The 24,655-nt window shown below is 62.7% G+C and carries 20 protein-coding genes; 15 read left to right on the top strand and 5 right to left on the bottom strand.

What is annotated here, in order from left to right:
* The 3 genes from KYT97_RS29765 to KYT97_RS29755 all read right to left on the bottom strand — a co-directional run bounded on the left by KYT97_RS29765 (nucleotide 1) and on the right by KYT97_RS29755 (nucleotide 4,580).
* The gene (locus KYT97_RS29765) at nucleotides 1–417 is read right to left on the bottom strand and encodes a roadblock/LC7 domain-containing protein (protein WP_033234144.1); all 417 of its coding nucleotides are present in this window, start codon (nucleotides 415–417) and stop codon (nucleotides 1–3) included.
* Entirely contained in the window at nucleotides 414–3,251 is a 2,838-nt protein-coding gene (locus KYT97_RS29760) for an ATP-binding protein (protein ID WP_219111468.1), read from the bottom strand. The genes KYT97_RS29765 and KYT97_RS29760 overlap by 4 nt, the downstream gene beginning before the upstream one ends.
* A gap of 222 nt (nucleotides 3,252–3,473) precedes the next feature.
* Nucleotides 3,474–4,580, bottom strand: coding sequence for an NAD(P)-binding domain-containing protein (locus tag KYT97_RS29755; RefSeq protein ID WP_219111467.1), 1,107 nt, complete (start codon nucleotides 4,578–4,580; stop codon nucleotides 3,474–3,476).
* Nucleotides 4,581–4,695: 115 nt separating this feature from the next.
* Between KYT97_RS29755 and KYT97_RS29750 the strand changes: the two genes are divergently transcribed.
* The 14 genes from KYT97_RS29750 (at nucleotide 4,696) to KYT97_RS29685 (ending at nucleotide 21,004) form a co-directional block, all read left to right on the top strand.
* Complete coding sequence (locus KYT97_RS29750; RefSeq protein WP_219111466.1) at nucleotides 4,696–5,427, top strand: enoyl-CoA hydratase; 732 nt, start codon at nucleotides 4,696–4,698, stop codon at nucleotides 5,425–5,427.
* 17 nt (nucleotides 5,428–5,444) lie between these two features.
* Complete coding sequence (locus KYT97_RS29745; RefSeq protein WP_219111465.1) at nucleotides 5,445–6,560, top strand: MBL fold metallo-hydrolase; 1,116 nt, start codon at nucleotides 5,445–5,447, stop codon at nucleotides 6,558–6,560.
* A 68-nt stretch (nucleotides 6,561–6,628) separates the two neighbouring features.
* The gene (locus KYT97_RS29740) at nucleotides 6,629–9,127 is read left to right on the top strand and encodes an HAD-IC family P-type ATPase (protein WP_245005964.1); all 2,499 of its coding nucleotides are present in this window, start codon (nucleotides 6,629–6,631) and stop codon (nucleotides 9,125–9,127) included.
* A gap of 115 nt (nucleotides 9,128–9,242) precedes the next feature.
* The gene (locus tag KYT97_RS29735) at nucleotides 9,243–9,434 is read left to right on the top strand and encodes an antitoxin (RefSeq protein ID WP_033234149.1); all 192 of its coding nucleotides are present in this window, start codon (nucleotides 9,243–9,245) and stop codon (nucleotides 9,432–9,434) included.
* A gap of 94 nt (nucleotides 9,435–9,528) precedes the next feature.
* Nucleotides 9,529–11,190, top strand: a complete 1,662-nt coding sequence (locus KYT97_RS29730) for a Na+/H+ antiporter (RefSeq protein ID WP_033234150.1) — start codon at nucleotides 9,529–9,531, stop codon at nucleotides 11,188–11,190.
* Nucleotides 11,187–12,401 carry a lipase family protein gene (locus KYT97_RS29725; protein ID WP_219111464.1) on the top strand — a complete coding sequence of 405 codons (1,215 nt, stop codon included), beginning with the start codon at nucleotides 11,187–11,189 and terminating at the stop codon, nucleotides 12,399–12,401. The genes KYT97_RS29730 and KYT97_RS29725 overlap by 4 nt, the downstream gene beginning before the upstream one ends.
* Complete coding sequence (locus KYT97_RS29720) at nucleotides 12,402–13,619, top strand: histidine kinase (protein WP_219111463.1); 1,218 nt, start codon at nucleotides 12,402–12,404, stop codon at nucleotides 13,617–13,619.
* Between the two features lie 51 nt (nucleotides 13,620–13,670).
* A complete protein-coding gene (locus KYT97_RS29715; protein ID WP_092806687.1) occupies nucleotides 13,671–14,462 on the top strand; it encodes a LytR/AlgR family response regulator transcription factor in 792 nt (263 codons plus the stop codon).
* Nucleotides 14,459–14,830 carry a hypothetical protein gene (locus KYT97_RS29710; RefSeq protein ID WP_033234377.1) on the top strand — a complete coding sequence of 124 codons (372 nt, stop codon included), beginning with the start codon at nucleotides 14,459–14,461 and terminating at the stop codon, nucleotides 14,828–14,830. Before KYT97_RS29715 ends, KYT97_RS29710 begins: the two co-directional genes overlap by 4 nt.
* Nucleotides 14,831–14,841: 11 nt before the next feature.
* Nucleotides 14,842–16,593 carry a sodium/solute symporter gene (locus tag KYT97_RS29705; RefSeq protein ID WP_033234154.1) on the top strand — a complete coding sequence of 584 codons (1,752 nt, stop codon included), beginning with the start codon at nucleotides 14,842–14,844 and terminating at the stop codon, nucleotides 16,591–16,593.
* Between the two features lie 150 nt (nucleotides 16,594–16,743).
* The gene (locus tag KYT97_RS29700) at nucleotides 16,744–17,106 is read left to right on the top strand and encodes a DUF485 domain-containing protein (RefSeq protein WP_033234155.1); all 363 of its coding nucleotides are present in this window, start codon (nucleotides 16,744–16,746) and stop codon (nucleotides 17,104–17,106) included.
* On the top strand, nucleotides 17,103–18,740 hold the full coding sequence (locus KYT97_RS29695; protein WP_033234156.1) for a solute symporter family protein: 1,638 nt from the start codon (nucleotides 17,103–17,105) through the stop codon (nucleotides 18,738–18,740). Before KYT97_RS29700 ends, KYT97_RS29695 begins: the two co-directional genes overlap by 4 nt.
* A gap of 70 nt (nucleotides 18,741–18,810) precedes the next feature.
* The gene (locus KYT97_RS29690) at nucleotides 18,811–19,242 is read left to right on the top strand and encodes a type II toxin-antitoxin system Rv0910 family toxin (RefSeq protein WP_033234157.1); all 432 of its coding nucleotides are present in this window, start codon (nucleotides 18,811–18,813) and stop codon (nucleotides 19,240–19,242) included.
* 166 nt (nucleotides 19,243–19,408) lie between these two features.
* Nucleotides 19,409–21,004, top strand: a complete 1,596-nt coding sequence (locus KYT97_RS29685; protein WP_245005963.1) for a substrate-binding domain-containing protein — start codon at nucleotides 19,409–19,411, stop codon at nucleotides 21,002–21,004.
* A 6-nt stretch (nucleotides 21,005–21,010) separates the two neighbouring features.
* Here KYT97_RS29685 and KYT97_RS29680 read toward each other — a convergent pair whose 3' ends face one another.
* Together KYT97_RS29680 and KYT97_RS29675 are read right to left on the bottom strand one after the other, a co-directional pair.
* Nucleotides 21,011–21,919 (bottom strand): ABC transporter substrate-binding protein, encoded by a 909-nt coding sequence (locus tag KYT97_RS29680; RefSeq protein WP_095888408.1) that lies wholly within the window; start codon nucleotides 21,917–21,919, stop codon nucleotides 21,011–21,013.
* A gap of 67 nt (nucleotides 21,920–21,986) precedes the next feature.
* A complete protein-coding gene (locus KYT97_RS29675) occupies nucleotides 21,987–22,259 on the bottom strand; it encodes a WhiB family transcriptional regulator (protein ID WP_051730469.1) in 273 nt (90 codons plus the stop codon).
* A 116-nt stretch (nucleotides 22,260–22,375) separates the two neighbouring features.
* Here KYT97_RS29675 and KYT97_RS29670 point away from each other — a divergent pair, with 116 nt between their 5' ends.
* Nucleotides 22,376–24,646, top strand: coding sequence for an ATP-dependent DNA ligase (locus tag KYT97_RS29670; protein WP_219111461.1), 2,271 nt, complete (start codon nucleotides 22,376–22,378; stop codon nucleotides 24,644–24,646).
* Nucleotides 24,647–24,655: the final 9 nt, after the last annotated feature.

Below are 24,655 nucleotides of genomic sequence, written 5' to 3'. Positions count from 1 at the left end.
TCAAGAATCCCGACCCGAACGAGCGGCAATGTCCATCGTCGGGCCGACTCGGTCGACCAGAGTTGCCATTTCGTACCCGATCTGACCGATATCGCATCCCGCAACGGCCAGCGCGGCCAGGTAGGCGCCGCTGCCGACGCCCATCAGCAGTAGATAACCGTTCTCCATCTCGACAACTGATTGCAGTACCGCTCCGCCGTCGAACAACCGTGACGCACCGGCGGAGAGGCTGGCGAGTCCCGAAGTCACAGCGGCCAATTGGTCAGCTCGATCGAGCGGAAGGTGGGTGCTCGCAGCACTCAACAGTCCGTCGGCCGAGACGATGATCGCGTGGCTCACTCCCGGTACGTCGCGGGCGAAACCCGAAACCAACCAGTCGAGTGAGCGAGGAGTCTCTTGGGCTCCGGCTGAATTCACTGTTCTCCTTCATCGTTGCGCACATTCGCACCACTGGGCGTGGTCGACCCGACAGTATTCTCGGTGCTACGACGCCGTCCGCGACTGACGCCGGACTGGTAGTCGCTCCACCCGCGTCTGACGTTCTCCGGATCCGTGCTCTGGCGGTGAGTGCCCGAGCGCAATGGTGCATTGGTGCCGCCGACAGTGCCGGGAACCAACCTCGCACCACGATCACGGATGGGTAGACCGGAGTCGGCGATTCTGGTGACAGGCAATTCGAACGACGCCCGGGCCGCAAGCCACCCCTGGTCGGCTTCTGTTGTCCAGGCGACTTCACCTGTGGCAGAAGCTGTCCCCGCTGTCGGGTCGACCAGCCACTCGGACACCATGCGGGCGTAGATCGGTGATGCTGCCGGGGGAGCGGAGACGGGCGCATCGGAAGGTTCCGTTGCGCGTGCGCCCGTACGTGGTGGGAAACCGTCGCGCGCACGAGAGGAGAAGAACGCCGCGGTGTTGGTCGGGGCGGTGGAGTTGAGTCGGTGCCTCGGTGCCGGTTCGGTGATTGGCTCCGGGGCAACAGTTTCCGCCGGAGCGACGAAATGCTCGGCAGGTGATGCACTCGGTTCGGGCGTCGGCGCCGCTGTGACGGGATCGCCGATTCCGGCTGCCCCGCTGGCACCTGGTGTGCGACGCGGCAGCCCGATCGACTCGACAGGGGCGCTGGCGCCGAGTTGCGCGGTCACAGTTGTGGGAGCGCCTCCGACGGGCGTCGGCAGGACCGCCCTGCCGGTGTTACCAGGCTGACGCTGCGGAAGTCCCGCAGCGGACATGGTGGGTGCTTGCGCGCCCATCGAATATGTCTCGGCCACTGTGGGTTCGGGAGCGCGCACAGGCTGAGCCGATAGCGGCGGTGCCTGAACGGGAGCAGCATTCCTGGCCGGAGCACCCTGGTGGGCCGGACTAGTGAACGGTGCAGTCACTGTGTCAGACGGATGCGCTTCGAGCAGTGCCGCGGGTAGGAGGATCGAGGCGGTGATGCCGGCGCGGTCGGGTGCATTGCCGGTGGGCCGCAGTCGAACGGAAATGTTGTGTCGCATACTGATCCGGCTGATGACGAACAGTCCCATGTGCCGGGCAGTGTCCGGCGTCATCTCGCCGCCCGAAGCCAGGCGCCCGTTGGCGTCGACAAGATCCGCGGTGGACATTCCCAGTCCCAGGTCGGCGACCTCCACGAGCATGGAGCCGTCGTTGGTGCGGGCCGCGTTGATGGTCACGGTCGACTCGGGCGGTGAGTATCGCAGCGCGTTGTCGAGGAGTTCGGCAACAATGTGTACGACGTCTGCGCTGGCTTGCCCGCTGATGACGGCGGACGGAATCTGACCGAGCCCGACGCGAAGGTAGTCCTCGACTCCGGAGACGGAGGCGCGCAGAGCGTCGGCAAGCTGGATCGGCGCGGTTCGACCGCGTCGACTTTCGGTGCCGGACAGGATGAGAAGGTTCTCGCCGTTGCGTCGCATTCGGGCCGCGATGTGGTCGAGGCGGAATAGGTTTTCGAGGCGCTTCGGGTCGTCTTCGTCCTGCTCGAGTTGCTCGATCAGGCCGAGTTGCTGTTCGACGAGGGACTTGTTGCGCCGTGACAGCGTTTCGAACATGTCGTTGACCTGGCGTCGCAGGGTTGCCTGTTCGCCTGCCAGGCTGATGGCCTGCCCGTGCATGTCGTCGACTGCGCGGGCAAGCTGTCCGATTTCCTCGTGAGTGTGGACGGGTACACGGGGGATTTCGAGGTCGCTGATCTTTTCGCCGGAGCGGATTCGTCCGATGGCCTCGGGCAGTCCGCGTCGTGATGCTTGCAGTGCCGCGAACCGGAGACGTCGGATGGGATCGACCAACGAGCGACTGATGATCAACGCGATCACGAGTGCGGCGAGGACAGCGGCGAGAACCAGGGCAGTGTCGCGCAGAGCTGCAGTTCGGGCAGTGTTGGACTCGGCGGTCACGCTGGTGCCGAACTGTTCGACGGCTGCGTCGGTGACCTCGTCGTACTGGTCGCTACTGGTTTGCAGTCCGATATCGACCTGACTGCTGAGCGGGGACGACGACGAGGTGGCGCCGATTTCGGCGATGCGGCTCTGTGCGGACGAACGCAGCGCGTTGACGGCCACTGCGGTCGGTGAGCTGTCCGATTCGTCTGGTGGTAGCACCTTGTCGAGTGCCGCTAGCTCCACGCCGGCGGTGGTGGCAAGCGCGGTGCGTGTTTGTTGATCGAGGCGGCCGGAGCCGAACAGAACGCGCTGATCGGACAATGCCCGACGTGCTTCCCACAGGGACGAGAACTCGCCGCCGCGCTGACGCAGAATGGGGCGCTGGGATGTATTGATGACGTCGGTGAATGCGCTCGAGATGTTGCTGGACACTTCATTGACGAGTGTGACGAGCCGTGCCGGTGCAACTGCGCCCGCTGCCACTTCGTCGACGATGGATGTGCTGTCCTCCAAAGCTCGGGTGACTTTGTCGTTGAGCACGTCGTCGGCCTGGAACGAGCGGCCGGCGGTGACAAGTTCCTGCATCGAATCGTTCACTGCCGTTGTGGCAGTCGTTGTTTCAGTGCCGGAAGAGGATGCGACTGCGAGGTCGTACAGAGCTTCCTCGAGGTGGAGGGCTGCGGGTACTGCGAGCACTCGTTCGGATGAGGAACTGAGCCTGGAGGCCTCGGCCAGTTCGGCCTGGATCCGGAAGGCGCCGAGTACGACGGCGATGAGCATCGGAACGGCAAGGACCGCGACGACCTTCCAACCGAGGCGCCACTCGCCGATCGACCACCAGGAGGTTGCTGTGTGTGCATCGTGTTTCATGCGGACCGCTTCCCCTTCATATTTGCCCCCTCGCCCAGTCCCCCGGATGGGTCACTGCGCGCACTCCTTCGAGCGCACGCAATCGAAGAAAGGTTAGCTGAACGGTAACAGACCGATCCGTGACAGGCTAGGCGTATGCCGGATTCCGGACCTTGGGCCGAAAATGTCCTGTCTGATCAGCTAAAGGACGAATCGGGCAAACGTAGCCAAATGGAAGCTGGATCAGCGAAGTTCGAGAAAGGACGTCAACTCAGCTGCAGCTGCCTGGCCGGCGCGGTTCGCGCCGATCGTCGACGAGGAGGGCCCGTAGCCAACCAGATGCACACGAGGATCGGAAGCCACCTGAGTTGCGAGGCGACCGCTCATCTCGATTCCGCCGCCGGTCCCACGCAGTCGAAGCGGCGCCAGGTGGTCGAGCGAACTCCGAAACCCAGTGCACCACAAGATGACATCGGCATACACGGTTGTGCCGTCGGCCCATCGCACCCCGTCCGGAAGGATCTCCGAGAACATCGGTCGTCGCGTCATCACGCCACGTTCGCGTGCCGCACGAATGGCAGGCGTCACCGGAAGGCCGGTGACCGACACGACCGACCCTGGCGGCAAACCGCGTCGTACTCGGTCCTCGACCATGGCGACGGCATCCCGACCGATCTCCGGGGAAAACGGTTCGTCGCGGAACTCCGGTTCGCGACGCGTCACCCACGTGGTGGTCGTTACCTGTGAAATCTCGTCGAGCAATTGCACCGCGGAGATGCCACCACCGACAACAACAACATGTTTGCCCGCGAACTCGTTGGCCGAGTAGTAGTCCTTGGTGTGTAATTGGCGCCCACGGAACGACGCGGCACCACGGTAGTAAGGAATGAACGGGCGCTCCCAGGTTCCGGTCGCATTGATCAGCCCGCGGGCCGCGTAGACGCCGTGGTCGGTCTCGATCCGTAGACGTTCCTGCCTCGGACACACCACTCGCGTATGGACGGGTCGGTGGACGGGCAGTTCGAATTGCTTCTCGTACAACTCGAAGTAATGGGGTACCGCAACCGACGCCGGTACCTGCTCGGCGTCGGTTCCCGTTGTTTCCGCGAACGACATACCCGGGAGATCGTGAACTCCGTTGACGGTGCTCAAGGTCAGGCTCGGCCACCGAAACTGCCAGGCACCGCCGGGACCGGCTGCGTGATCGAGCACGACAAATCCCGATTCGGGTAGAACAGAGAACTTGCGGAGGTAGTACGCCGCGGACAATCCGGCCTGGCCGGCGCCGATCACCACGATGTCGACATCGACGCTCGCGCTGCGTCCCTCGTCACTATCGCTTCTACTCATCGGTAATCTAACCTCCTGATGCGCAGAACTCTGCGGTGAGAGAACTACGTGGTCGGCAAACTGCATTCGGATCAACCCTTGCGCACGAGCCTTCCAGAAAAGAAAGCGAGCGGACATGATCGGGACTTCCCGTGACGGCAATGTCGTGACCATCGAATTGCAGCGTCACGAGCGTCGCAACGCGCTCAGTGCGGAACTCTGCATCGCGATCAAGGACGCAGTGACTGCCGCCGTCGCCGATCGCGCTCACGTCATCGTGATCACCGGACAGGGGTCCGCATTCTGCGCCGGTGCCGACCTGTCCGGTGACGTGTACATGGAAGGCTTCACCGACCGACTTTTCGAGATGCTCCGCTCGATCGACACGGCGCCGATCCCGGTGATCGCCGCGGTCAACGGTCCGGCCATCGGTGCAGGCACGCAGCTGGCCATTGCCTCCGACCTGCGCGTTGTCGCCCCGGCTGCGCGGTTCGGCATTCCAGCGGCGACGCTGGGTGTGTCTGTCGACAAATGGACGATGCGACGGTTGGCGTCACTCGTCGGCGGTGGCCCCGCTCGCACCGTTCTCCTCGGCATCGAGCAGATCGGCGCCGAAGAAGCATTCAACCGCGGACTTGCCAACAAGATCGGCACCCTCGACGACGCCCAGGAATGGGCGCACCGCATCGCCAACCTCGCACCACTGTCCTTGCGTCATATGAAGATGGTCCTCAACGACGACGGAACGATGGAAGAACAGTCGCCCGAGCAGCTCGACGCACTGCACGCCGCGTGGCTCAGTGACGACGTGCAGGAAGCCCGCGCCGCCCGCATCGAAAACCGCCCACCGGTCTTTAAGGGCAAATAGTCGCTAGTCTGGGCCCAATGAAGACGACGACGCTTCTCGGTGCTGCCGCGATCACCGCGGCAGCAGGATGGATAGCCCGCGCCGCATGGGGAATCCCGACGCAGATCGGGGCGTCGCGCAATGCGGTGCAACCCTATGCGGCGATGTCACCGCGATATCGGAATCGTCAGTTCCACAATTCGGACCCCAGCAGCGTGCTCGTGCCGGGCACCGATGCCGGGATGGCAAAGTCGTTGCTCACCCGCGGTTCGACGGGTCGGCCTCGCGCGCCCATCCCGTTGGCGACGCCGCTCGCACCGGCTCAGGCCGGGGGAGCCGCTGTCACCTGGTACGGGCATTCGAGTGTCCTCGTCGAGGTCGATGGCTACCGGGTGCTAGCCGATCCCGTGTGGAGTGAGCGTGTATCACCTTCTGCCACAGTCGGTCCCGCGCGTATGCATGCCGCTCCGGTGGCGTTGGCGGACCTCCCGAGCGTGGATGCGATTGTCATCTCCCACGATCATTACGACCACCTCGACATGGAGACGGTCAAGACTTTGACCCGCACCCAGACGTCGCCCTTTGTGGTGCCGATCGGGATCGGCGCGCATCTGCGGCATTGGAAGGTGCCGGAGAACCGCATCGTCGAATTGGACTGGGACGAGTCGACGACTATCGGTGACCTGGTGCTTACCTGCACCGAAGCTCGACACTTTTCCGGGCGAGGTCTTGTCCGCAACGCGACCCAGTGGGCATCGTGGGTGTTTGCCGGGCCGAAGCATCGGGTGTTCTTCGGAGGGGACAGCGGATACACACCGCGGTTCGTGGAACTCGGCACCACGTACGGGCCTTTCGACCTGACCCTCCTTCCTGTCGGCGCGTACGACGTGCGGTGGCCGGATATCCACATGAACCCGGAAGAAGCGGTTCAGACCCACGCGGATCTCAACTGCGGCGACCCCACGCGCGGGGTGTTTGTTCCGATTCACTGGGCTACGTTCAATCTGGCGTTCCACTCGTGGTCCGAGCCGATCATCCGGTTGACCGAAGCTGCCGCCGATGTCGGCACGACGGTGGCGGTGCCGATGCCGGGTGGACGGATCGATGCGCTGTCCGCGCAACCGCCGACAAAATGGTGGATTCCCCTGGGGTAACCGATCGACTCGAGGCGGCGATCGGAGTCGGACCCGGTTTTGTCTCGGCGAGTGCGTAATCTTTGACCATGGCTCACGAGCACATCGGTTCAGAAGGCACGGCGACCTCGATCGCGACGGACGGTGACGGGGATGCCGTCGACGTTGTCCGGGGCCTGACCGCAGATCAAGTTGCGTCGCGGATCGCGTCGGGGCAGACCAACGACGTACCCGATCGGGCGTCTCGTTCGGTCAAGGACATCGTTCGCGGCAATGTGTTCACGAGGATCAACGCGATCCTGCTGGTGCTGCTGGCGATTGTTCTGGCAACGGGCTCCGTGATCGACGGAATGTTCGGACTGTTGATCATCGCGAACAGCGGTATCGGCATCATCCAGGAGATCCGCGCCAAGAAAACGCTGGACGCCTTGGCGATCGTCAGTCAAGCGAAGCCCATGGTCCGGCGTGACGGTATTGCTGTTGCGTTGGCCCCCAAAGATGTTGTGCTCGATGACATTATCGAATTGGGTTCGGGCGATCAGATTGTCGTCGACGGCGAAGTGGTGTCGTCGTCGGCGCTCGAAGTGGACGAGTCGTTGCTCACCGGTGAAGCAGATCCGGTACACAAGAGCGTCGGTGAGTCGATACTCTCGGGCAGTTTTGTCGCCGCGGGCAGCGGCGCGTATCGCGCCACCAAGGTCGGGGGCGACGCGTATGCCGCGAAGCTCGCGGAAGAGGCCAGCAAGTTCACGCTCGTTCATTCGGAACTGCGCAGCGGCATCGACCGCATTCTGAAATTCATCACGTACCTGATGATCCCGGCTGGTGCGCTGATCATCTACAACCAGCTGTTCTCGAGCGGTGAGTCCCTCGGTCCGGCTCTGAACGGCATGGTCGCGGCCCTCGTCCCGATGGTCCCCGAGGGCCTGGTGCTCATGACGTCCATCGCTTTTGCCGTCGGCGTCATTCGATTGGGCAAGCGGCAGTGCCTCGTTCAGGAATTGCCCGCGATCGAGGGGCTCGCTCGCGTCGACGTCGTGTGTGCCGACAAGACGGGAACCCTGACCGAGAACGGTATGCGGCTATCGGAGTTGAAACTCGCCGACGGGTCTGCCGACGAGTCGGTGATCAAGGCCGCGCTCGCCGCGATGGCTGCGTCCGACCCTCGGCCGAACGCCAGTGTTCTGGCGATCCGTGAGTCCCTGACCGACGACGCAGGCTGGGGTGAAGCTACATCGGTGGCACCGTTCTCGTCTGCGAAGAAGTGGAGCGGGCAGTCGTACGGCGTCCACGGCAACTGGGTGCTCGGTGCTCCGGACATGCTGCTCGATCCGTCGTCGGAGATGGCGCGTCTGGCAGAAGAAGTCGGTTCAAGCGGACTTCGTGTTCTCATGTTGGGCAGCAGCAACCTGCCGGTCGACGACAGCGACGCTCCGGGCGTCGTGACACCGGAAGCCTTGGTTGTCCTGGAGCAGAAAGTTCGCCCGGACGCGCAGGAAACGTTGGAGTACTTCGCAAGTCAACGGGTAGCCGTCAAGGTCATCTCCGGTGACAATGCCGTGTCCGTCGGTGCAGTGGCAGGTTCGCTCGGACTCGAAGGCGGCGATCGACCGATCGATGCGCGTGAGCTTCCGAGCGATCAGGAGAAACTGGCCGACGTACTTGACGGCGCAACCACCTTCGGACGCGTTCGCCCGGATCAGAAGCGAGAGATGGTTGCGGCCTTGCAGTCTCGCGGCCACACCGTCGCGATGACCGGCGACGGGGTCAACGACGTCCTGGCCCTCAAGGACGCCGACATCGGAGTCTCGATGGGATCCGGCAGTCCCGCGACGCGCGCTGTCGCTCAGATCGTGCTGTTGGACAACAAGTTCGCGACGTTGCCGTACGTGGTGGCCGAAGGCCGTCGAGTGATCGGCAATATCGAACGTGTCTCCAACCTGTTCCTGACCAAGACCGTGTACTCGGTGGTTCTCGCTTTCCTGATCGGAATCACCGGTGTGCTGTCGAAGATGCTCGACTTCGAACCGCTGTCGTACCCGTTCCTGCCGCGCCACGTCACCATCGCGGCCTGGTTCACGATCGGTATCCCCGCGTTCATTCTTTCGCTGGCACCGAACAACGAACGGGCCCGTTCCGGCTTCGTGCCACGCGTGATGCGACTGGCTTTGCCGTCGGGAATCATCATCGGCGTCACCACCTTCATCGCGTACGTGCTCGCGCACCGTAATCACGATCTGACACCTGAGCAGGAAGGCACCACTGCTCTGATCACGTTGATCATGATCGCGCTGTGGGTACTGGCCGTCGTTGCGCGACCGTACGTGTGGTGGAAGTTGGTGCTGATCGGTGGTTCAGTCGCCGGCTACCTGATCTTGTTCGCGTTGCCGTTCACCCGTGAGTTCTTCAAGTTGGATCCGAGCAATGTGGCAGCAACTACACTCGCGATCACTCTCGGTGCGGTAGGCGTCGTATTGGTGGAGGTGTCCTGGTGGGTCAGTGCCCGGTTGCACGGTGAGAAGCGAAAGCTGTTCACCACGCCGGACGATCTGCCCGGGGAACACCATCACGCGCAGGCGCAGAAGTAGTTTCCAGCCCCCCACCTTGATGGCGCCACATCGTTCGACCTGTGAGAATCTATGTGTGTGCGGAGGTTCTACTTTCCGCAGCAGGATGTGCATGAGCACCGGGAGAGGACACAAAATGGGTTTCTTGGACAACGTCAAGGGTCTGGTCGAGAAGGGCCAGGAACTTGCCTCGGAGAACTCCGACAAGGTTCACGACGCAATCGACAAGGTCGCCGACATCGCCGATAACAAGACCGGCGGAAAGTACGGCGATCAGATCGACAAGGCAGCCGAGGCTGCCAAGAAGGCTGTTCCCGAAAAGGAGTAGCCCGCCAGCAATCAGGAGCCCACACCTCGACGAGGTTGTGGGCTCCTGTGCGTCCGCTGGGTGACTTGTCAGTCTGGGCGGGCACAATGAACGGGTGAACTTCACCTGGATTCTGCTGGTCGTCATCGCCGCCATCGCAGTGACAGGGCTGGCGAACCGCCGAAATCTTCAGGCGCCTCTGGTTCTGGTAGCTGTGGGTTCGGTCGCGTCGTTCATCCCGGGAATGCCTCGGCCCGAACTCGATCCACACGTCATTCTGGGTGTAGTACTTCCGCCGTTGCTCTATTCGGCTGCGCTGAAATTCTCGGTGGCGACGTTCAAACGCAACCTCGCGGCGATCTTGCGTCTGGGTGTCGGGATGGTCCTCGTGACGGCCTTCGTGGTCGCCTTCTTCGCCGAATGGCTGGTTCCGGAATTCACGATCGGTGCGGCACTGGTGCTCGGCGCGGTGATCGCACCCACCGACGCGGTCAGCGCCGTGGCAGTGGGACAGAAACTCGGATTGCCCAAGCGCGTCATCGCAATTCTCACCGGTGAGGGTCTGGTCAACGACGCTACTGCGTTGACGTTGTTCACCGTCGCCGTCGCCGCGGTGACAGGTACTCGGATCGCCACGGATTCGCCGTTGTTGTTCTTCGCCTACGAAGTGGTCGGCGGAGTAGCAATCGGCCTGGTTCTTGCATTCATCGTGAAATTCGTGCGCGCTCGGATGTACGATTCGCCGCTCGAAACGGGTTTGGGCCTGGTACTTCCGTTTGCCGCGTATCTAGCCGCGGAAGAACTCCATGCGTCGGGTGTTCTCGCGGTTGTGGTCGCGGGCTTGGTGATCGGGCACTATTCGACGGATGCCTCGATCATGACGAGGCTGCAGGAACGGTCCGTCTGGTCGAGCCTCGACACGCTACTCGAGATGTTCGTCTTCGCCTATATGGGCCTGCAGTTGAGCTTCGTGATCGACGATGTCGTCAACGACGGTCTTCCGGCGGTCAACGTAATCCTGTACGGGCTCGCGGTGTTGGCGGTGGTCATCGTGATCCGGCCGCTGTGGTTGTTCCTGAGCTACTCCCGGGTGCGATTCGGAATAACGTTGCGCCGTGGGCAGCGTCAGAAACAGTTGACGTGGAAACAGAACGTAGTCGTGTCCTGGGCCGGGATGCGCGGCGTGGTCACACTTGCCGCGGCCGGCGGTATTCCGTTTGCACTCTCCTCCGGTGAACCGTTTCCCGGCCGCGGTGTCATCCAGGCGATCGCCTTCATCGTTGCGGTGGGAACGCTGCTCCTGCAAGGTTCCACACTGCCGTTCCTGATCCGCAGACTGGACGTTGCCGATCCCTACGAACAGTTGCGCACGCAGGAGCAAATGGAGTTGGCGCGCACCATCTCTCGTCAAGCCGGTGAGAAAGCGCTGGCCGACGTGGTGGCCAGTCCACCGCCAGGCGTCGCCGGCGCCGAACTTCAGGCAATCATCGAACGCGTGCGACGCTCGATGCAGGCCAGACTCCAAGTGCAGGAGACGGACGAGAACAACGATCGCGATACGGCAATGTGGAATGCGGGTGCATTGTTCGACAAGTTTCGGCATCAGTCGTTGCGTACACAGCGCATGGCGTTGATTGCCGCGAGGGACGACGGCGATCTCGACGACGAGGTATTGCGTACCGTGTTGGAGAGTCTTGATCTCGAAGAGGCTGCAGCTGAGGAACGGGTACGGCGCCGCCGCGCTCGCGCGGCGGCCGGAGGGGATGGCACAGCATGAGTGCACGACTGCGGCACGTGATCTGGGGGACGCTCGCGGCGAGTGCCCTTGTGGTGAGTTCGGCCTGTGGATCTGCAGAAACCGAGGAGACAGCGGGAACGCAGACGCAGTCCACCACATCTGTCGCGCAGGCTCTGCCCGCCCCGGTGAGCGCAGCACGCGGCGTTGTCTTCGAGGACCAACCGTTTGCGACAACCGCTGCCGCCGGAGCGAGCGCCCGGAAGATTCTGTACGGCTCCACATCCGGCGTCGACGGTCGCGAAACACAGGTGTCGGGAACGGTATTCATCCCACCGGGAACTCCGCCCGAAGGCGGCTGGCCCATTGTCTCGGTCGGCCACGGCACGACGGGAATCTCGGACGATTGTGCACCGTCAACGTCGCCGACGCTCCTCGGGGCGATGGGGTTGGTGGAGCCGCTGCTGAACGCGGGTTACGTTGTTGCCGTCTCGGATTTCGAGGGGCTCGGGACTCCTGATCCGCACCCGTACCTGCAACCGGATACCGCCGCCTACAACGTGATCGACGCGGTGCGCGCGGCACGCAACATCGTGCCGGACACGTCGGACAGGTGGGCCACGTTGGGACTCTCGCAAGGTGGTCAGGCGTCGTGGGCAGCTGCGGAGAAGGCAGGCGAATACGGGGACGGGCTCGAATTTGTCGGTGCGGCAAATCTTTCGCCCGCGGCCGACATCTCGCCGATCATCACCAGTGGGGCGGATGTGAATCTGTCACTGCCCCAACAATTGTTGCTGCCGTACGTTCTCGAGGGTCTGTCGCTGTCCCATCCGGATCTCGAGCGTGACGACTACGTACACGGAGCGTTTGCGGAGAATTACGAACTGCTGTCGTCGTGCCTCACGGCCAGGGCGCCCGAGAAGTTGTCGTTGGTGGGGAAGGTGACGCCGGCCGATACGCGCCCGGCTACTGACGCCGATGCCGATCGAATTCACGGCTGGCTGAGCGACATCGCGCTGCCGCGTGGGCAAGCGAGCGGCCCGATGTATGTGGTGGTCGGGGCAAACGACAACCTGATTCTCCCCGAGTGGACCGAGGCAGCGGTGGCCCGGGCTTGTTCGGACGGCGACGTGATCGAGTTCGTGTCGCGGCCGGGGGAGGGGCATGCTGACGGCCGGGCCGTTCCCGGGGCCGTTCAATGGATTCAGGATCGTTTCAGCGGCGTACCTGCGCCCACTACCTGCGGGGCCTAGATGAGTCCGACGGTCGCTGTCCTGTTTGCCTGCGTGGTTGCCCTTCTCAGCGCGGCTCTGGCGGCGGTCTGGATGCGGACCAGACGCGAGGTCACCTCACCCACCGAACGAGCGGTGCACACGGCGCTGCATACGGCTTCCCTTGCCGCGCGGCCACTTCGGCGCGGACTCGACAGTGAATCGGCTGCCGAAGCGGCACCCCACTTGCGCGAATTGACCGGCGCTCGAGGTTTGGGCATCACCGACGCGGCGGGAGTTGTGCTGGCGTGGAACGGGCCGCACGAATCGATGGCCGAACAATTCCACGATGCGGCACTGCGGGCGATCGAAGGTGAGCGCCGAGTACTCGTGACCCATTCGGACCTGGTGCGGGGCAGTGACGATCACGCGGTGCGTGCCTTGATCGCCCAGCCGCTTCTCATCGAGGACAGCGGCGTTGTCGGGGTATTGGGGATCGTGACGACGGAGGACCCATGGCCCGGCATGCTCGGCGCGATCACGGAGGTCGCGCGCTACGCGTGCAGCCAAATCGAACTTGCGGATCTCGATGCGTCGCGGGCGCGTCTCGACCGAGCGGAAGTGCGGGCACTGCGCGCGCAGATCAGCCCACATTTCATCTACAACGCACTCAATACCGTGGCGTCGTTCGTTCGTACCGATCCGCCGCGGGCGCGTGAGCTGATCCTCGAGTTCGCCGATTTCACGCGCTACTCGTTCCGCTCGGCGGGTGAGTTCACCTTGCTTGCCGACGAACTGCGCAACATCGATCGCTACCTGACTCTCGAGCGGGCCAGGTTCGGTGATGCCCTGGAAGTGCGACTGCAGGTGGCGCCCGAAGTGCTCAACGTGGTCCTGCCGTTCCTGGCGCTGCAACCACTGGTGGAGAATGCCGTCCGGCACGGTATCTCCGGCAAACCGGAGGGCGGCACCATCAGCATCGTGGCGGCAGACGAAGGCCCGGACTGCGTCATCAGCGTCGAGGACGACGGCGTCGGTATGGACCCGGACATGCTGCGGTTCGGTTCCCTCGACGCCATCGAATCCGGGGCCGGCCGCCCCAGCGCCCGGGAGGCCGCGCACGTGGGTCTGGCCAACGTCGACGATCGCCTGCGTGCGGCGTTCGGCAACGATTACGGCCTGGTGGTGGAGACCGCGCCGGGAGCCGGAACCAAGGTCAGCATGCGCGTGCCCAAGTTCAAGCAGGGCATTCGGGTGTGATCGGCGGCTTTGTGGGTTCGGTGCGGGTAACCGTGGGAATATGGGTGTGCTGTGAATGAGACTGACATAGGTGCCCAACTGACCGTGCTTGCCGTCGACGACGAGAAACCGGCGCTCGACGAGCTGGCTTTCCTGCTGCGCGCGCAAGAATCGGTGGCGCACGTCCACACCGCGTCGGATGCAACGACGGCGCTGCGGATCCTTCGTGACGGTGGCATCGACGGCGTTTTTCTCGACATCAACATGCCAGGACTGGACGGTTTGGAACTGGCCGGGATTCTTTCCAATTTTGCGACACCGCCGCCGGTTGTCTTTGTGACCGCACACGACGATCGGGCAGTGGCCGCCTTTGATCTCGGTGCGGTCGACTACCTTCTCAAGCCGCTGCGCGAAGAGCGGCTGGCGCAGGCGGTGAGCCGAATCGTGGGTCGCGCGGGGCGTAATCAGGCGGGCGCACAAGCCGATGCCGCACCCAGCGACGAAGTGATTCCGGTGGAACTCGGCGGCGTCACGACGCTGGTGCAGCGCTCGGCGGTGGAATGGGTCGAAGCCGACGGAGACTACGCGCGGTTGCATACGGCGGGTAAGTCGCATCTGGTGCGGATCCCGATTTCCACCCTCGAATCCCGTTGGGCCGATGCGGGTTTCCTGAGGGTTCACCGTTCGTACCTGGTGTCCCTTGCCTTGGTGACCGGAATTCGCACCGTCGGGAGTGGTTTGGTGGTGACTCTTCGCCCACACAGCGGTAAGCCGCCGGTGGAGTTGCCGGTGAGCCGTCGGCATACCCGCGAGTTGAAGGATCGGTTGGTGCGCACCCCCAAGCAGAGTTGGTTGTCGCGGTGAGTGGGCACACCGATCCGCCTGCGCGTCAGCGGGTGGTGCTGGCGCAGCGTCACGGCGCCCGCATCGTGCGTACCCGGGTAGAGGTGCAGGAACAGACCGAGGTCGGCGACGCCATGATCCGGGGTCTGGTTCGTGCTCAGTTGGGCCTGGCGATCCGGCTGGCTGTGGTCGTAGCCGGATCATTGTGCGCGATACCGCTGTCGACCATGCTTTTTCCGGCGCTGTCGGATTACTCGGTGTGGGGGATCAGGCTTCCGTGGTTGGTGATGGGCGGCGCCGTGTTGCCCTTGTTGCTGATCACCGGGTGGGTGTTCGTGCGTCGGGCTGAACGCAACGAGCAGGACTTCACCAATCTCGTGGACGACTGAGCGCGGGCGCTGTGGGTGGGCAATCGATTCCGGTGTTGACGGTGTTGGGCATCGTGGCGGCAGCAGTGGCGACGGTTGCGATCGGAATCTACGGAGTGCGGCTTTCTCGCACCACGTCCGACTTTCTGGTTGCCTCCCGCACGGTGGGGCCGCAGTGGAATGCCACGGCGATCTCAGGTGAATACCTTTCTGCTGCGTCCTTTCTCGGTGTTGCCGGTCTGGTGGCCAAGTACGGGGCGGACGCGTTGTGGTACCCGATCGGGTTCACTGCGGGCTATCTGGCGCTACTGCTTTTCGTAGCAGCACCACTCCGTAGATCGGGTGCGTACACCGTTCCGGACTTCGCTGAATTCCGTTTGGGTTCACCGCGTTTACGTAAACTGGCAATGCTCGTGGTTGCGATGGTGTGCATTCTCTATCTGATTCCGCAGTTCCAAGGGGCCGGTCTGACCCTCAATATCCTTCTCGGCGTGCCGAGTTGGATCGGTGGGGTTGTGGTCGGGGTGATCGTCATCGCCAACGTCGTCGGTGGCGGCATGCGATCGATCACGTTCGTTCAGGCATTCCAATACTGGCTCAAACTGTCTGCGGTGGCGATTCCGGCTGTGGCACTGGCCTTCTACTTCTTTGCTGACGAACATGACGTAGGTGCTCCGGCGCCGCCGACGGTCAGCGAGCAGACCACCGTGGACATCACCACCGATGTTGTGGTGCAGGTGGCCGAACCGGTGACAGTGCAGGGAGGAACGGTGGATGGTCGCTCGGCCACGGGCAGTGTTGTCCTCGAGCCGGGTGAGCACACCCTCGGCGAGGGAATGTCGATGGTTCTGGAAGCCGGTGCAGCCGTTCCGGTGGTAGCCGGGGCGCCGGCGCACAATTCGGATTGGATCACGCCCGGTTGGGGATTCGGCGGTCCGCACCCGACGTATCAGGTGTATTCGCTGATGCTCGCGACCTTTCTCGGGACGCTCGGATTGCCGCACGTACTGGTGCGGTTCTACACCAATCCGGACGGGCGGACGGCGCGACTGACATCGCTGGCCGTCGTTGGTCTTGTTGGCGTCTTCTACTTTTTTCCGGTCCTGCTCGGAGTGTTCGCTCGGTTGTACGTTCCGCAGTTGCTGATCACCGGAACCTCCGACGCTGCAGTGCTGCTGTTGCCAGGTTCGGTGTTCTCGGGGTGGGGCGGGCAGTTGCTGGCAGCACTGGTGGCGTCGGGCGCGATTGCCGCGTTCCTCTCCACGTCGTCTGGTCTGCTCGTGAGCATCGCCGGTGTGATCAGCACCGACGTCCTACGAGGGCGGATACGCGATTTCCGGATCGCCGCCCTTCTGGCCGGTGCGATTCCGCTGGCCATGTCACTTGCCGTGGTGTCGGTCGATCTCTCGATCACCGTCGGGTTGGTATTTGCCGTTGCCGCGTCGACGCTCTGCCCGTTGCTCCTGCTCGGCGTCTGGTGGCGCGGATTGACCGCGGTCGGCGCCGGCGCAGGCATGGTGGTGGGCGGCTTTGTAGCCGGGACGGCAGCAACGGTCGCGATCCTCGGCGGATTGTCGGAAACGGTGTTGAGCGGGTGGCCCGCTGCGATCTTCGCGTTTCCGGCCGCCGTCAGCGTGCCGCTCGCGTTCGCCACGATGGTTGTTGTCAGTAAGGCATCGAGCAAGCAGATACCTGCGGATATAGCGCGGATCTTCACTCGTATGCATGCTCCCGAGCGTCTGGACATGGGTTCCGACCGCGAGGACGAGCTGCGCCAGCCCTGATTTCGGCGTGCCGCTGGTCGCGCTTGGGCGACCGTTCAGCGCACGACTCGACAGCTCACCGTGTGAGCGCCACCACAGCCATTTCATGTGACTCCGATCTCACTAACGTCTGGACGTAGTTCACTTCACACGCGAGGCGAGGAGCCGGCAGTGTCCACAGCAGAAGTCAGTGAGGGGTCGCCGCAAGAGCGGCGGACCCCGGATGCCCAGGCATTCATAGACATGCAAGCAAGTCCCGAGTTCCAGGAACTCCGGACGCGCCTGCGCAAGTTCGTTTTCCCCATCACTGCATTCTTTCTGCTCTGGTATGCGGTGTACGTCCTTCTGGCGACCTACGCCCACGACTTCATGGCGACCAAGGTCATCGGCAACATCAACCTCGGCATCATTCTCGGCCTCGGACAGTTCGTGACGACGTTCGCGATCACTGCCTGGTACGTGAAGTTCGCCGGCCGCGAACTCGATCCGCGTTCTGCTGCTATCCGTGACGAGCTGGAAGGCCCCGTATCGTGATCACCACACTCGCCGCGTCCGGGACGGATGTGGGAAACCCCGTCTTCAACATCGCGATCTTCCTCGCGTTTGTCGTCGGCACGATGACACTCGTCATTCGCGCCAGCCGCACCACGAAGAAGGCATCCGACTTCTACACCGGTGGCGGGCAGTTCACCGGTCCGCAGAACGGTTTTGCCATCGCCGGTGACTACCTTTCGGCTGCCTCCTTCCTCGGGATCGCCGGGGCCATCGCCGTTTACGGTTACGACGGCTTCCTCTACTCCATCGGCTTCCTCGTCGCGTGGCTCGTGGCCTTGCTTCTGGTCGCCGAATTGCTGCGCAACACCGGCAGATTCACGATGGCCGACGTATTGAGCTTCCGCCTCAAGCAGCGCCCGGTGCGTATGGCCGCGGCGATCTCCACACTTGCTGTCTCGCTCTTCTACCTGTTGGCCCAGATGGCCGGTGCCGGTGGACTTGTCGCGCTGTTGCTCAACATCGAAGGTAAGACCGGTCAGGCAGTCGTGGTCGCGATCGTCGGCGTGCTGATGATCGTCTACGTCTTGGTCGGCGGTATGAAGGGCACCACCTACGTGCAGATGGTCAAGGCCGTTCTACTGGTGGCCGGCGCCGGAATCATGTTCGTGCTCGTGCTCTTCGCGGTCCGGGGTAACTTCTCCCAGCTCCTCGCGGATGCGCAGAACGTGGTCAGTAACTCCTCCAACGAAGCTGTTGCCGGTCGCGACATTCTTGCGCCGGGCGCAAAGTACGGGCTGACCGGGATGACGCAGCTCGACTTCATTTCTCTCGGAATCGCTTTGGTGCTCGGCACTGCAGGCCTGCCGCACGTGCTGATGCGCTTCTACACCGTCCCCACCGCCAAGGAAGCTCGCCGTTCCGTCACTTGGGCGATCGCACTGATCGGCGCCTTCTACCTGTTCACGCTGGTGCTCGGCTACGGCGCAGCCAAGATGGTCGGACCCGACGTGATCCTGGCTGCTCCCGGCAAGGAGAACTCTGCGGCACCGCTGCTGGCCTTCGAGCTCGGCGGCACGATCTTCCTCGGCATCATCTCGGCCGTGGCTTTTGCCACCATCCTCGCGGTGGTCGCCGGTCTCGCGATCACGGCATCTGCGTCGTTTGCTCACGACATCTACGCCAGTGTCATCAAGCGCGGCAACGCAACCGAAGAACAGCAGGTTCGGGTTTCACGCATCACCGTTGTCGTGATCGGTGTCATCTCCATCGTTCTCGGTATCGGCGCCATGGGCCAGAACATCGCCTTCCTGGTGGCTCTCGCCTTTGCTGTTGCGGCCTCGGCGAACCTGCCGACCCTGCTGTACTCGCTCTTCTGGAAGAAGTTCAACACCACGGGTGCGCTGTTCAGCATCTACGGCGGTCTGATCAGCTGCTTGACGCTGATCGTGTTCTCCCCGGCCATCTCGGGCAAGCCGTCGTCGATGCTCCCGAACTCGGACTTCGCGTGGTTCCCGCTCTCCAACCCCGGCATCGTCTCGATCCCGCTGGCATTTGCCCTCGGCATCATCGGTACCTACATCGGGCGCAACAAGCCCGAGGATCCGGCCAAGCAGGCCGAGATGGAAGTTCGTTCCCTCACTGGCGTCGGCGTCGAGAAGGCAGTCGATCACTAGGGGCGCAGCCCCTGTGCGCCTTTCTGGTACCTCCGGTAACCAGAAAGGCGCACAGCGCTATTGTCCCACCATGGCAAAACTCACAGTGAAGATCGACGTCCCCCTTCCGCCGCAGGAAGTGTGGGACAAGGCATCAGATCTCAGTGGCTACGAGAATTGGCTTGTCGTCCACGACGGTTGGCGAGGGGAACTTCCCGAACAGTTGGGGGTGGGAACCGAGATCAGCTCAGTTGTCACGGTGAAAGGCCTGCGTAATCGTGTGCGCTGGACCATCAAGAAGTACGACGTGCCCTCGGCGCTATCGCTCAAGGGTGACGGCAAGGGTGGGGTCAAGCTGGGGCTCGAACTCGACGTCAAGGCCAAGGGGACGGGTTCGGAGTTGGCGTTGACCGTCGAACTCGGTGGCGCCCCGCTTTTCGGACCCATCGGTTCCGGCGTTGCTCGGGCTCTCAAAGGGGATATCGAGCAGTCGTTGGCGCAGTTCGTTCGAATCTACGCTTGAAACTTTGCAAGTAGTTACTTTGCGGCAAACATGAGTTAGGATTCTTTTCGGCGGGATAAACCGGGCATAGGTTTGTTATGAACCTGGTGCTCCGCCGGAGAGGATTCCGCATATGTCTGGTCGTCACGGCTCGTCCGGGGTACCAACAGCGTCTATGCCACGATCGGTGAAAGTACTGGTTGGAGTGCTGTCGGTGGTTGCCGTCGCAGGTTCCGCGGCGTTTGCCGTCACCTTCAGCAATCTGGGGGAGGATGCTCCGACGGTCACGCCTACCGCCGCGACATCGGAGTGCACACAGACCGACAATCTGGTGGTAGCGGTTGATCCGTCCATTGCCACCGCCGTCGAGGCGGTAGTGGCGACGATTGATCCGGAAAAGCTCGGTTGCGCATCGTTCACCGTGGTGTCCCAGGACTCGGCTCGAACCTACGGGGACTTTGCGCTCGGCGGTTCCGGTCCGGCGATCTGGATACCCGATTCGTCAGAATGGCTCGACAAGGCCGGGGCGGCTGGTCGTTCCGTCTCGAAGGTCAGTGAGTCGGTAGCGTCCACACCGGTGATCACGGTGTCGAAATCCGGTGAAACTACCAGTCCGGCAAGCTGGATCGACGTCCTGGCAGTTCCAGGACTGCATATCGGTGATCCGCTTTCCAGCGCTGTGTCCAGCGCACCCATCGTTGCCGCGTTTGCCGAAACTCAGGCGCGCGGCGGCGATACCGCGTCCATCTCGGCCGCATTGGTTCCCGTGGCACAAGCTCAACTCGGGAATGTGAAGGAAGCCGGTTCGACCATCCGCATAGAAAAGGTTGCCGAGGACAGCGGAACCGCGGTCACCACCGAACAGACGTTCATCGCGTACATGGCCGCTCATCCCGACGCTCGGTTGACCGCCGCAGTGCCGACGTCCGGCACGGTGTTCATGAATTACCCGATGGCGCTGACCGGAGAATCGACTGCACTGCCGGCCGCGCAGGTTCTCGCCGACGCACTCACGTCTGCTAGCGGCCGCACAGCCTTGTCCGGTCTGGGTTTTCGTGCAGCGGGCAACGAACCGTTGCCGAGCGGCGGCGTCGGGATTATCACGCCGTTGGTTCCGAGCGATCCGTCTGTGGTGGCCACAGCGCTGGCGCGCTACGAGATTCTGTCCCGGCCCTCCCGCGCATTGGCGGTTGTCGACGTCTCCGGCTCGATGGACTACGTGGAAGGCGGCGTGACCCGAATGGCCGCTACGGCGCAGGCCGGCGACATCGCGATCCGAATGTTCCCCGCCAATGCGCAATTGGGTCTGTGGGCCTTCTCGATCGACCTCGGCGACGGCACCGATTACCGCGAACTCGAGCCTGTTGCGCGCATGGATGCGCCCGAGGGCGACACCGATCATCGGACCAAACTTCTGTCTCACGTCGACGAGCTACCGTCACTTGTCGGTGGCGGAACTGGGTTGTACGACAGTGTTCTGGCGGCATTTCGTCAGATCCAGAGCACGTATGACCCGTCGTCGATCAACTCGGTCATTCTCCTGACCGACGGGGCCAACGACGATCCGTCCGGTATCTCGCGGGAGGAGTTGCTCGACACTCTTGCACGCGAGCGCGATGCCGCCCGTCCGGTACCGATCATCACCATCGGCGTCACCGGCGATGCCGATACCGAAGTATTGAAACAGATTTCAGCAGTCACCGGCGGAAACAGTCACTTCGCACCCACGCCCGCCGATATTCCCAAGGTGTTCGTCGGCGCGATCAGCGGCCGTGGCAACTGATCGGATCTAGTCGAGGATCTTTGCGTCCGCAGTATCGGTGATCCATTCGGTGGCAAGAGCTTCGAGGGTTCCGTCGGCATACAGTGAGTCGACTGCGGCCGACACGCACGCGGTAAGTGGACTGTTCTTCTCGAGGACGGCACCGAAGAACTCGGTGACGGCGTTCGGCCGCGGAAACTGTCCGACGATCACGGACTGTGGCAGTTCGGTCTCCGTGATGTGGAATCCGGTGGGAATGTCGACAACCAGGGCGTCGATCTCGCCGGCCGCCAATGCGGCCTTGGCTTCGTCGGTGTTGGCGTAACTGCGCGGCGGGGTTGACGGACTGATGGTCTCGGTGATGGCAAGCAGGCTGGTCGACCCGGCCTGTGCGCCAAGTCGGTACTGCGTCAGCGAATTCAGATCCGTGGCCTGTGCAGCGCCGTTGTTCTGCAAGGCAATGACCGACTGCGCCACCGCGTAGTACGGCGAGCTGAAATCGACGGACTCGCGGCGATCTCCGGAAATCGTGAACTGGTCGAGCGCGAAGTCGAAGTCTTTGCTGCCAGGCTTCAGCGCGTCGTTGAATGCGACGCTCGTGAACGTGACCTGATCGGGGTTGTAACCAAGTTTCTCGATCACAGCGCGGGCCACTGCACCCTCGAATCCTTGCCCGTTCGACGGATCGCCGTCGTGAAACCAGGGCTCGTACGACGGCGAACCGGTAGCGATGGTGAGTGTGCCGTCGTTGGTGGTCGTGCCACTGCCCGGACCGCATTCCGTCACGGCTGCAGTGGACGGAAGCTTGGTGAAGGCCTCGGGAATGCTGGTGGTGGTTTCCGGGACTGCAGCGGCGCTCTCAGGCTGAGTGGAGCATGAACCCAAGAGGATCGCGGAGGCGAAGATTGCAGTTACGGCAACGCAACGTCGTGGCATAGGCACGTTGTCATCTTGCCTGTATGTCCGGTATCGATGTGATCGGGGTCTTGTACCCGGCCAATTTTCAGGCTGCTGAGCGACGGAGAACGAGGCGTTCCGTTGGTGTCGTTCCTCCCCAGACGCCGTGTGGTTCACCGGTCTCCAGTGCAAAGTTCAGGCAGTCGTTGATCACCGGGCAGCGGAAGCACACCTGCTTGGCCGTTTGTTCGCGCGCAAGCCGATTGCGCCCGCGTTCCTCGCCGGGTGAATAGAAAACCGCTGGATCAACGGACTTGCAGGTTGCGAGCATGCGCCAGTTGTTGTCCACACACAGTTCCGACATGTGCTGCGTTGTCATCGTGGTTGTCCTTTCGGCTCGAGCCTCAGTGTGGCCGGTGAGGGTTGCGCGAGGACAGGGTTCCGATCGCAGCGATTTCTACTGCCGGATCACGGGCGCTGCAGCACAATGAAGAGATGGCGACGACTGATCGGGGCCAGATCACACTCGATGGCATAACCGTGCCCGTGACCAATCTCGGGAAGGTGCTCTATCCCGAGAGTGGAACCACCAAAGCCGAAGTCATCGACTACTACACTCGAATTTCCGCAGTCATGATTCCCCATGTCGTCGGTAGGCCGGGAACACGGAAACGTTGGCCGAACGGGGTGGACGGTCAATCATTTTTCGAGAAGAACCTTGCATCGTCGGCGCCGGATTGGCTGACCCGCGCGTCATTACAGCATTCCGACCGAGTGGTCACGTATCCTATTTTCGATTCAGTTGCTTCGCTTGCCTGGCTCGGTCAACAAGCAGCCCTCGAATTACATGTTCCGCAATGGCGATTCGACGGTTCCGAGCGCGGGCCCGCAACCCGATTGGTGTTCGATCTCGACCCGGGGGATGGCGTCGGGCTGGCTGAATGTGCCGAAGTGGCCCGTTCTATCCGTGATCTAGTGGGAACGCTGGGCTGGACAGCGTATCCCGTTACCAGCGGAAGCAAGGGTATTCATCTCTATGTGCCGCTCGATCGGCCACTGGACGGCAGTGGTGCGTCGACCGTCGCCAAGCAGATCGCGGTGGGACTCGAGAAGATCCATCCGGATCTGGTGACAGCGACGATGGCGCGAAATGTTCGAGCCGGCAAGATATTTGTCGACTGGAGCCAGAACAACGCGGCCAAAACCACAATCGCTCCGTACTCGATGCGTGGGCGTGCCCAGCCTTATGTTGCCGCGCCGCGCAGTTGGGACGAACTCGACGACCCGAAGTTGCGACACTTGCTGTTCGACGAGGTTCTCGAACGCGTTGATTCCGGCGGTGACTTGTTGGCTGCTCTCGACCCTCCCGTGGTGCAGCAGGATTCGTTGACACGATATCGAAACAAGCGTGCGGCAGACCGGACGCCGGAGCCGGTACCGGATTCTGTTTCCCCCGGCGCGCTCGGCAATTCCTTTGTGATTCAGGAACATCACGCGCGACGCCTGCACTACGACGTTCGGCTCGAACGTGACGGTGTGCTGGTGTCGTGGGCAGTTCCGAAAGGGGTACCCACCACCGCGGGGGAGAACCGGCTGGCTGTCCACACCGAGGACCATCCGCTCGAGTACGCCACCTTCTCCGGCACGATCCCCAAGGGAGAATACGGCGGCGGATCGATGACGATCTGGGATTCCGGCACGTACGAGACGGAGAAGTGGCGCGACGACGAGGTGATCGTGCGGTTGGACGGGAACCGAGTGCAGGGCAGATTCGCGCTGATTCGGACCAAAGGTGACCAGTGGCTGATGCATCTGATGAAGGATCAGAAATCCAGCTTCGGAATCGAGTTTCCGAAAGGGATCGAACCGATGCTCGCGACGCCCGGATCGCTCGAGGGTCTGGATGAGGACGAGTGGGCATTCGAGGGTAAATGGGATGGGATACGGGTGATTCTCGAATTTCATTCGGGCACACTGTCGCTCCGCAGCCGAGCCGGTAACGACAAGACCGGCGACTATCCCGCGCTGGCTGGACTTGCTTCGGTTCTCGACGGCCACGAGGTGGTTCTCGACGGTGAAGTGGTGTCGTACAACGCGGAAGGTGTCACCGATTTCGGGGCTTTGCAGCGCGGCGGTGAACCCGAGTTTCTGGCTTTCGATCTCCTGTATCTCGACGGAGTTTCCCTGCTGCGCAAGTCGTACACCGATCGTCGGACTGTGCTGAGTGCGTTGGCCGCGAAGGTCGGCGATCTCACCGTGCCAACCCAGATCGACGGAACCCCGGCGAACGCGCTGGAGGTGAGCCGCGAATCCGGCTGGGAGGGGATTGTCGCAAAGCGTCGCGCCTCGGTGTACCTGCCGGGGCGGAGGGGGTCGAGTTGGATCAAGGTCAAGAACTGGCGCACACAAGAGGTAGTGATCGGCGGGTGGCGCACGGGTCAAGGCAATCGGGCCCGGGGGATAGGCGCACTTCTCATGGGAATTCCGGGTGAAGACGGGTTGAGTTACGTCGGCCGAGTGGGGACCGGCTTCACCGACCGCGACTTGGAAACATTGCTGGCGGTACTGGAACCCTTGCAGCAGAAGGAAAGCCCGTTCGAAGATGATGTTCCGACGGAGGATCGCAAGGGAGCGGTATGGATCCGCCCTGAACTGGTCGGTGAAGTGCGATTCATGGACTGGACCGCGAGTGGTCGCCTGCGGCACCCCAGTTGGCGGGGGATGCGGGAGGACAAGTCGCCGACGGACGTGCGGCGGGATACGTAGGGGGAAAAG

This window comes from Rhodococcus globerulus (assembly GCF_019334125.1).
Classification (GTDB): Bacteria; Actinomycetota; Actinomycetes; order Mycobacteriales; family Mycobacteriaceae; genus Rhodococcus_F; species Rhodococcus_F globerula.
The sequence above is the reverse complement of the archived record's forward strand: the minus strand, read 5'-3'. Positions and strand labels throughout refer to the sequence as shown.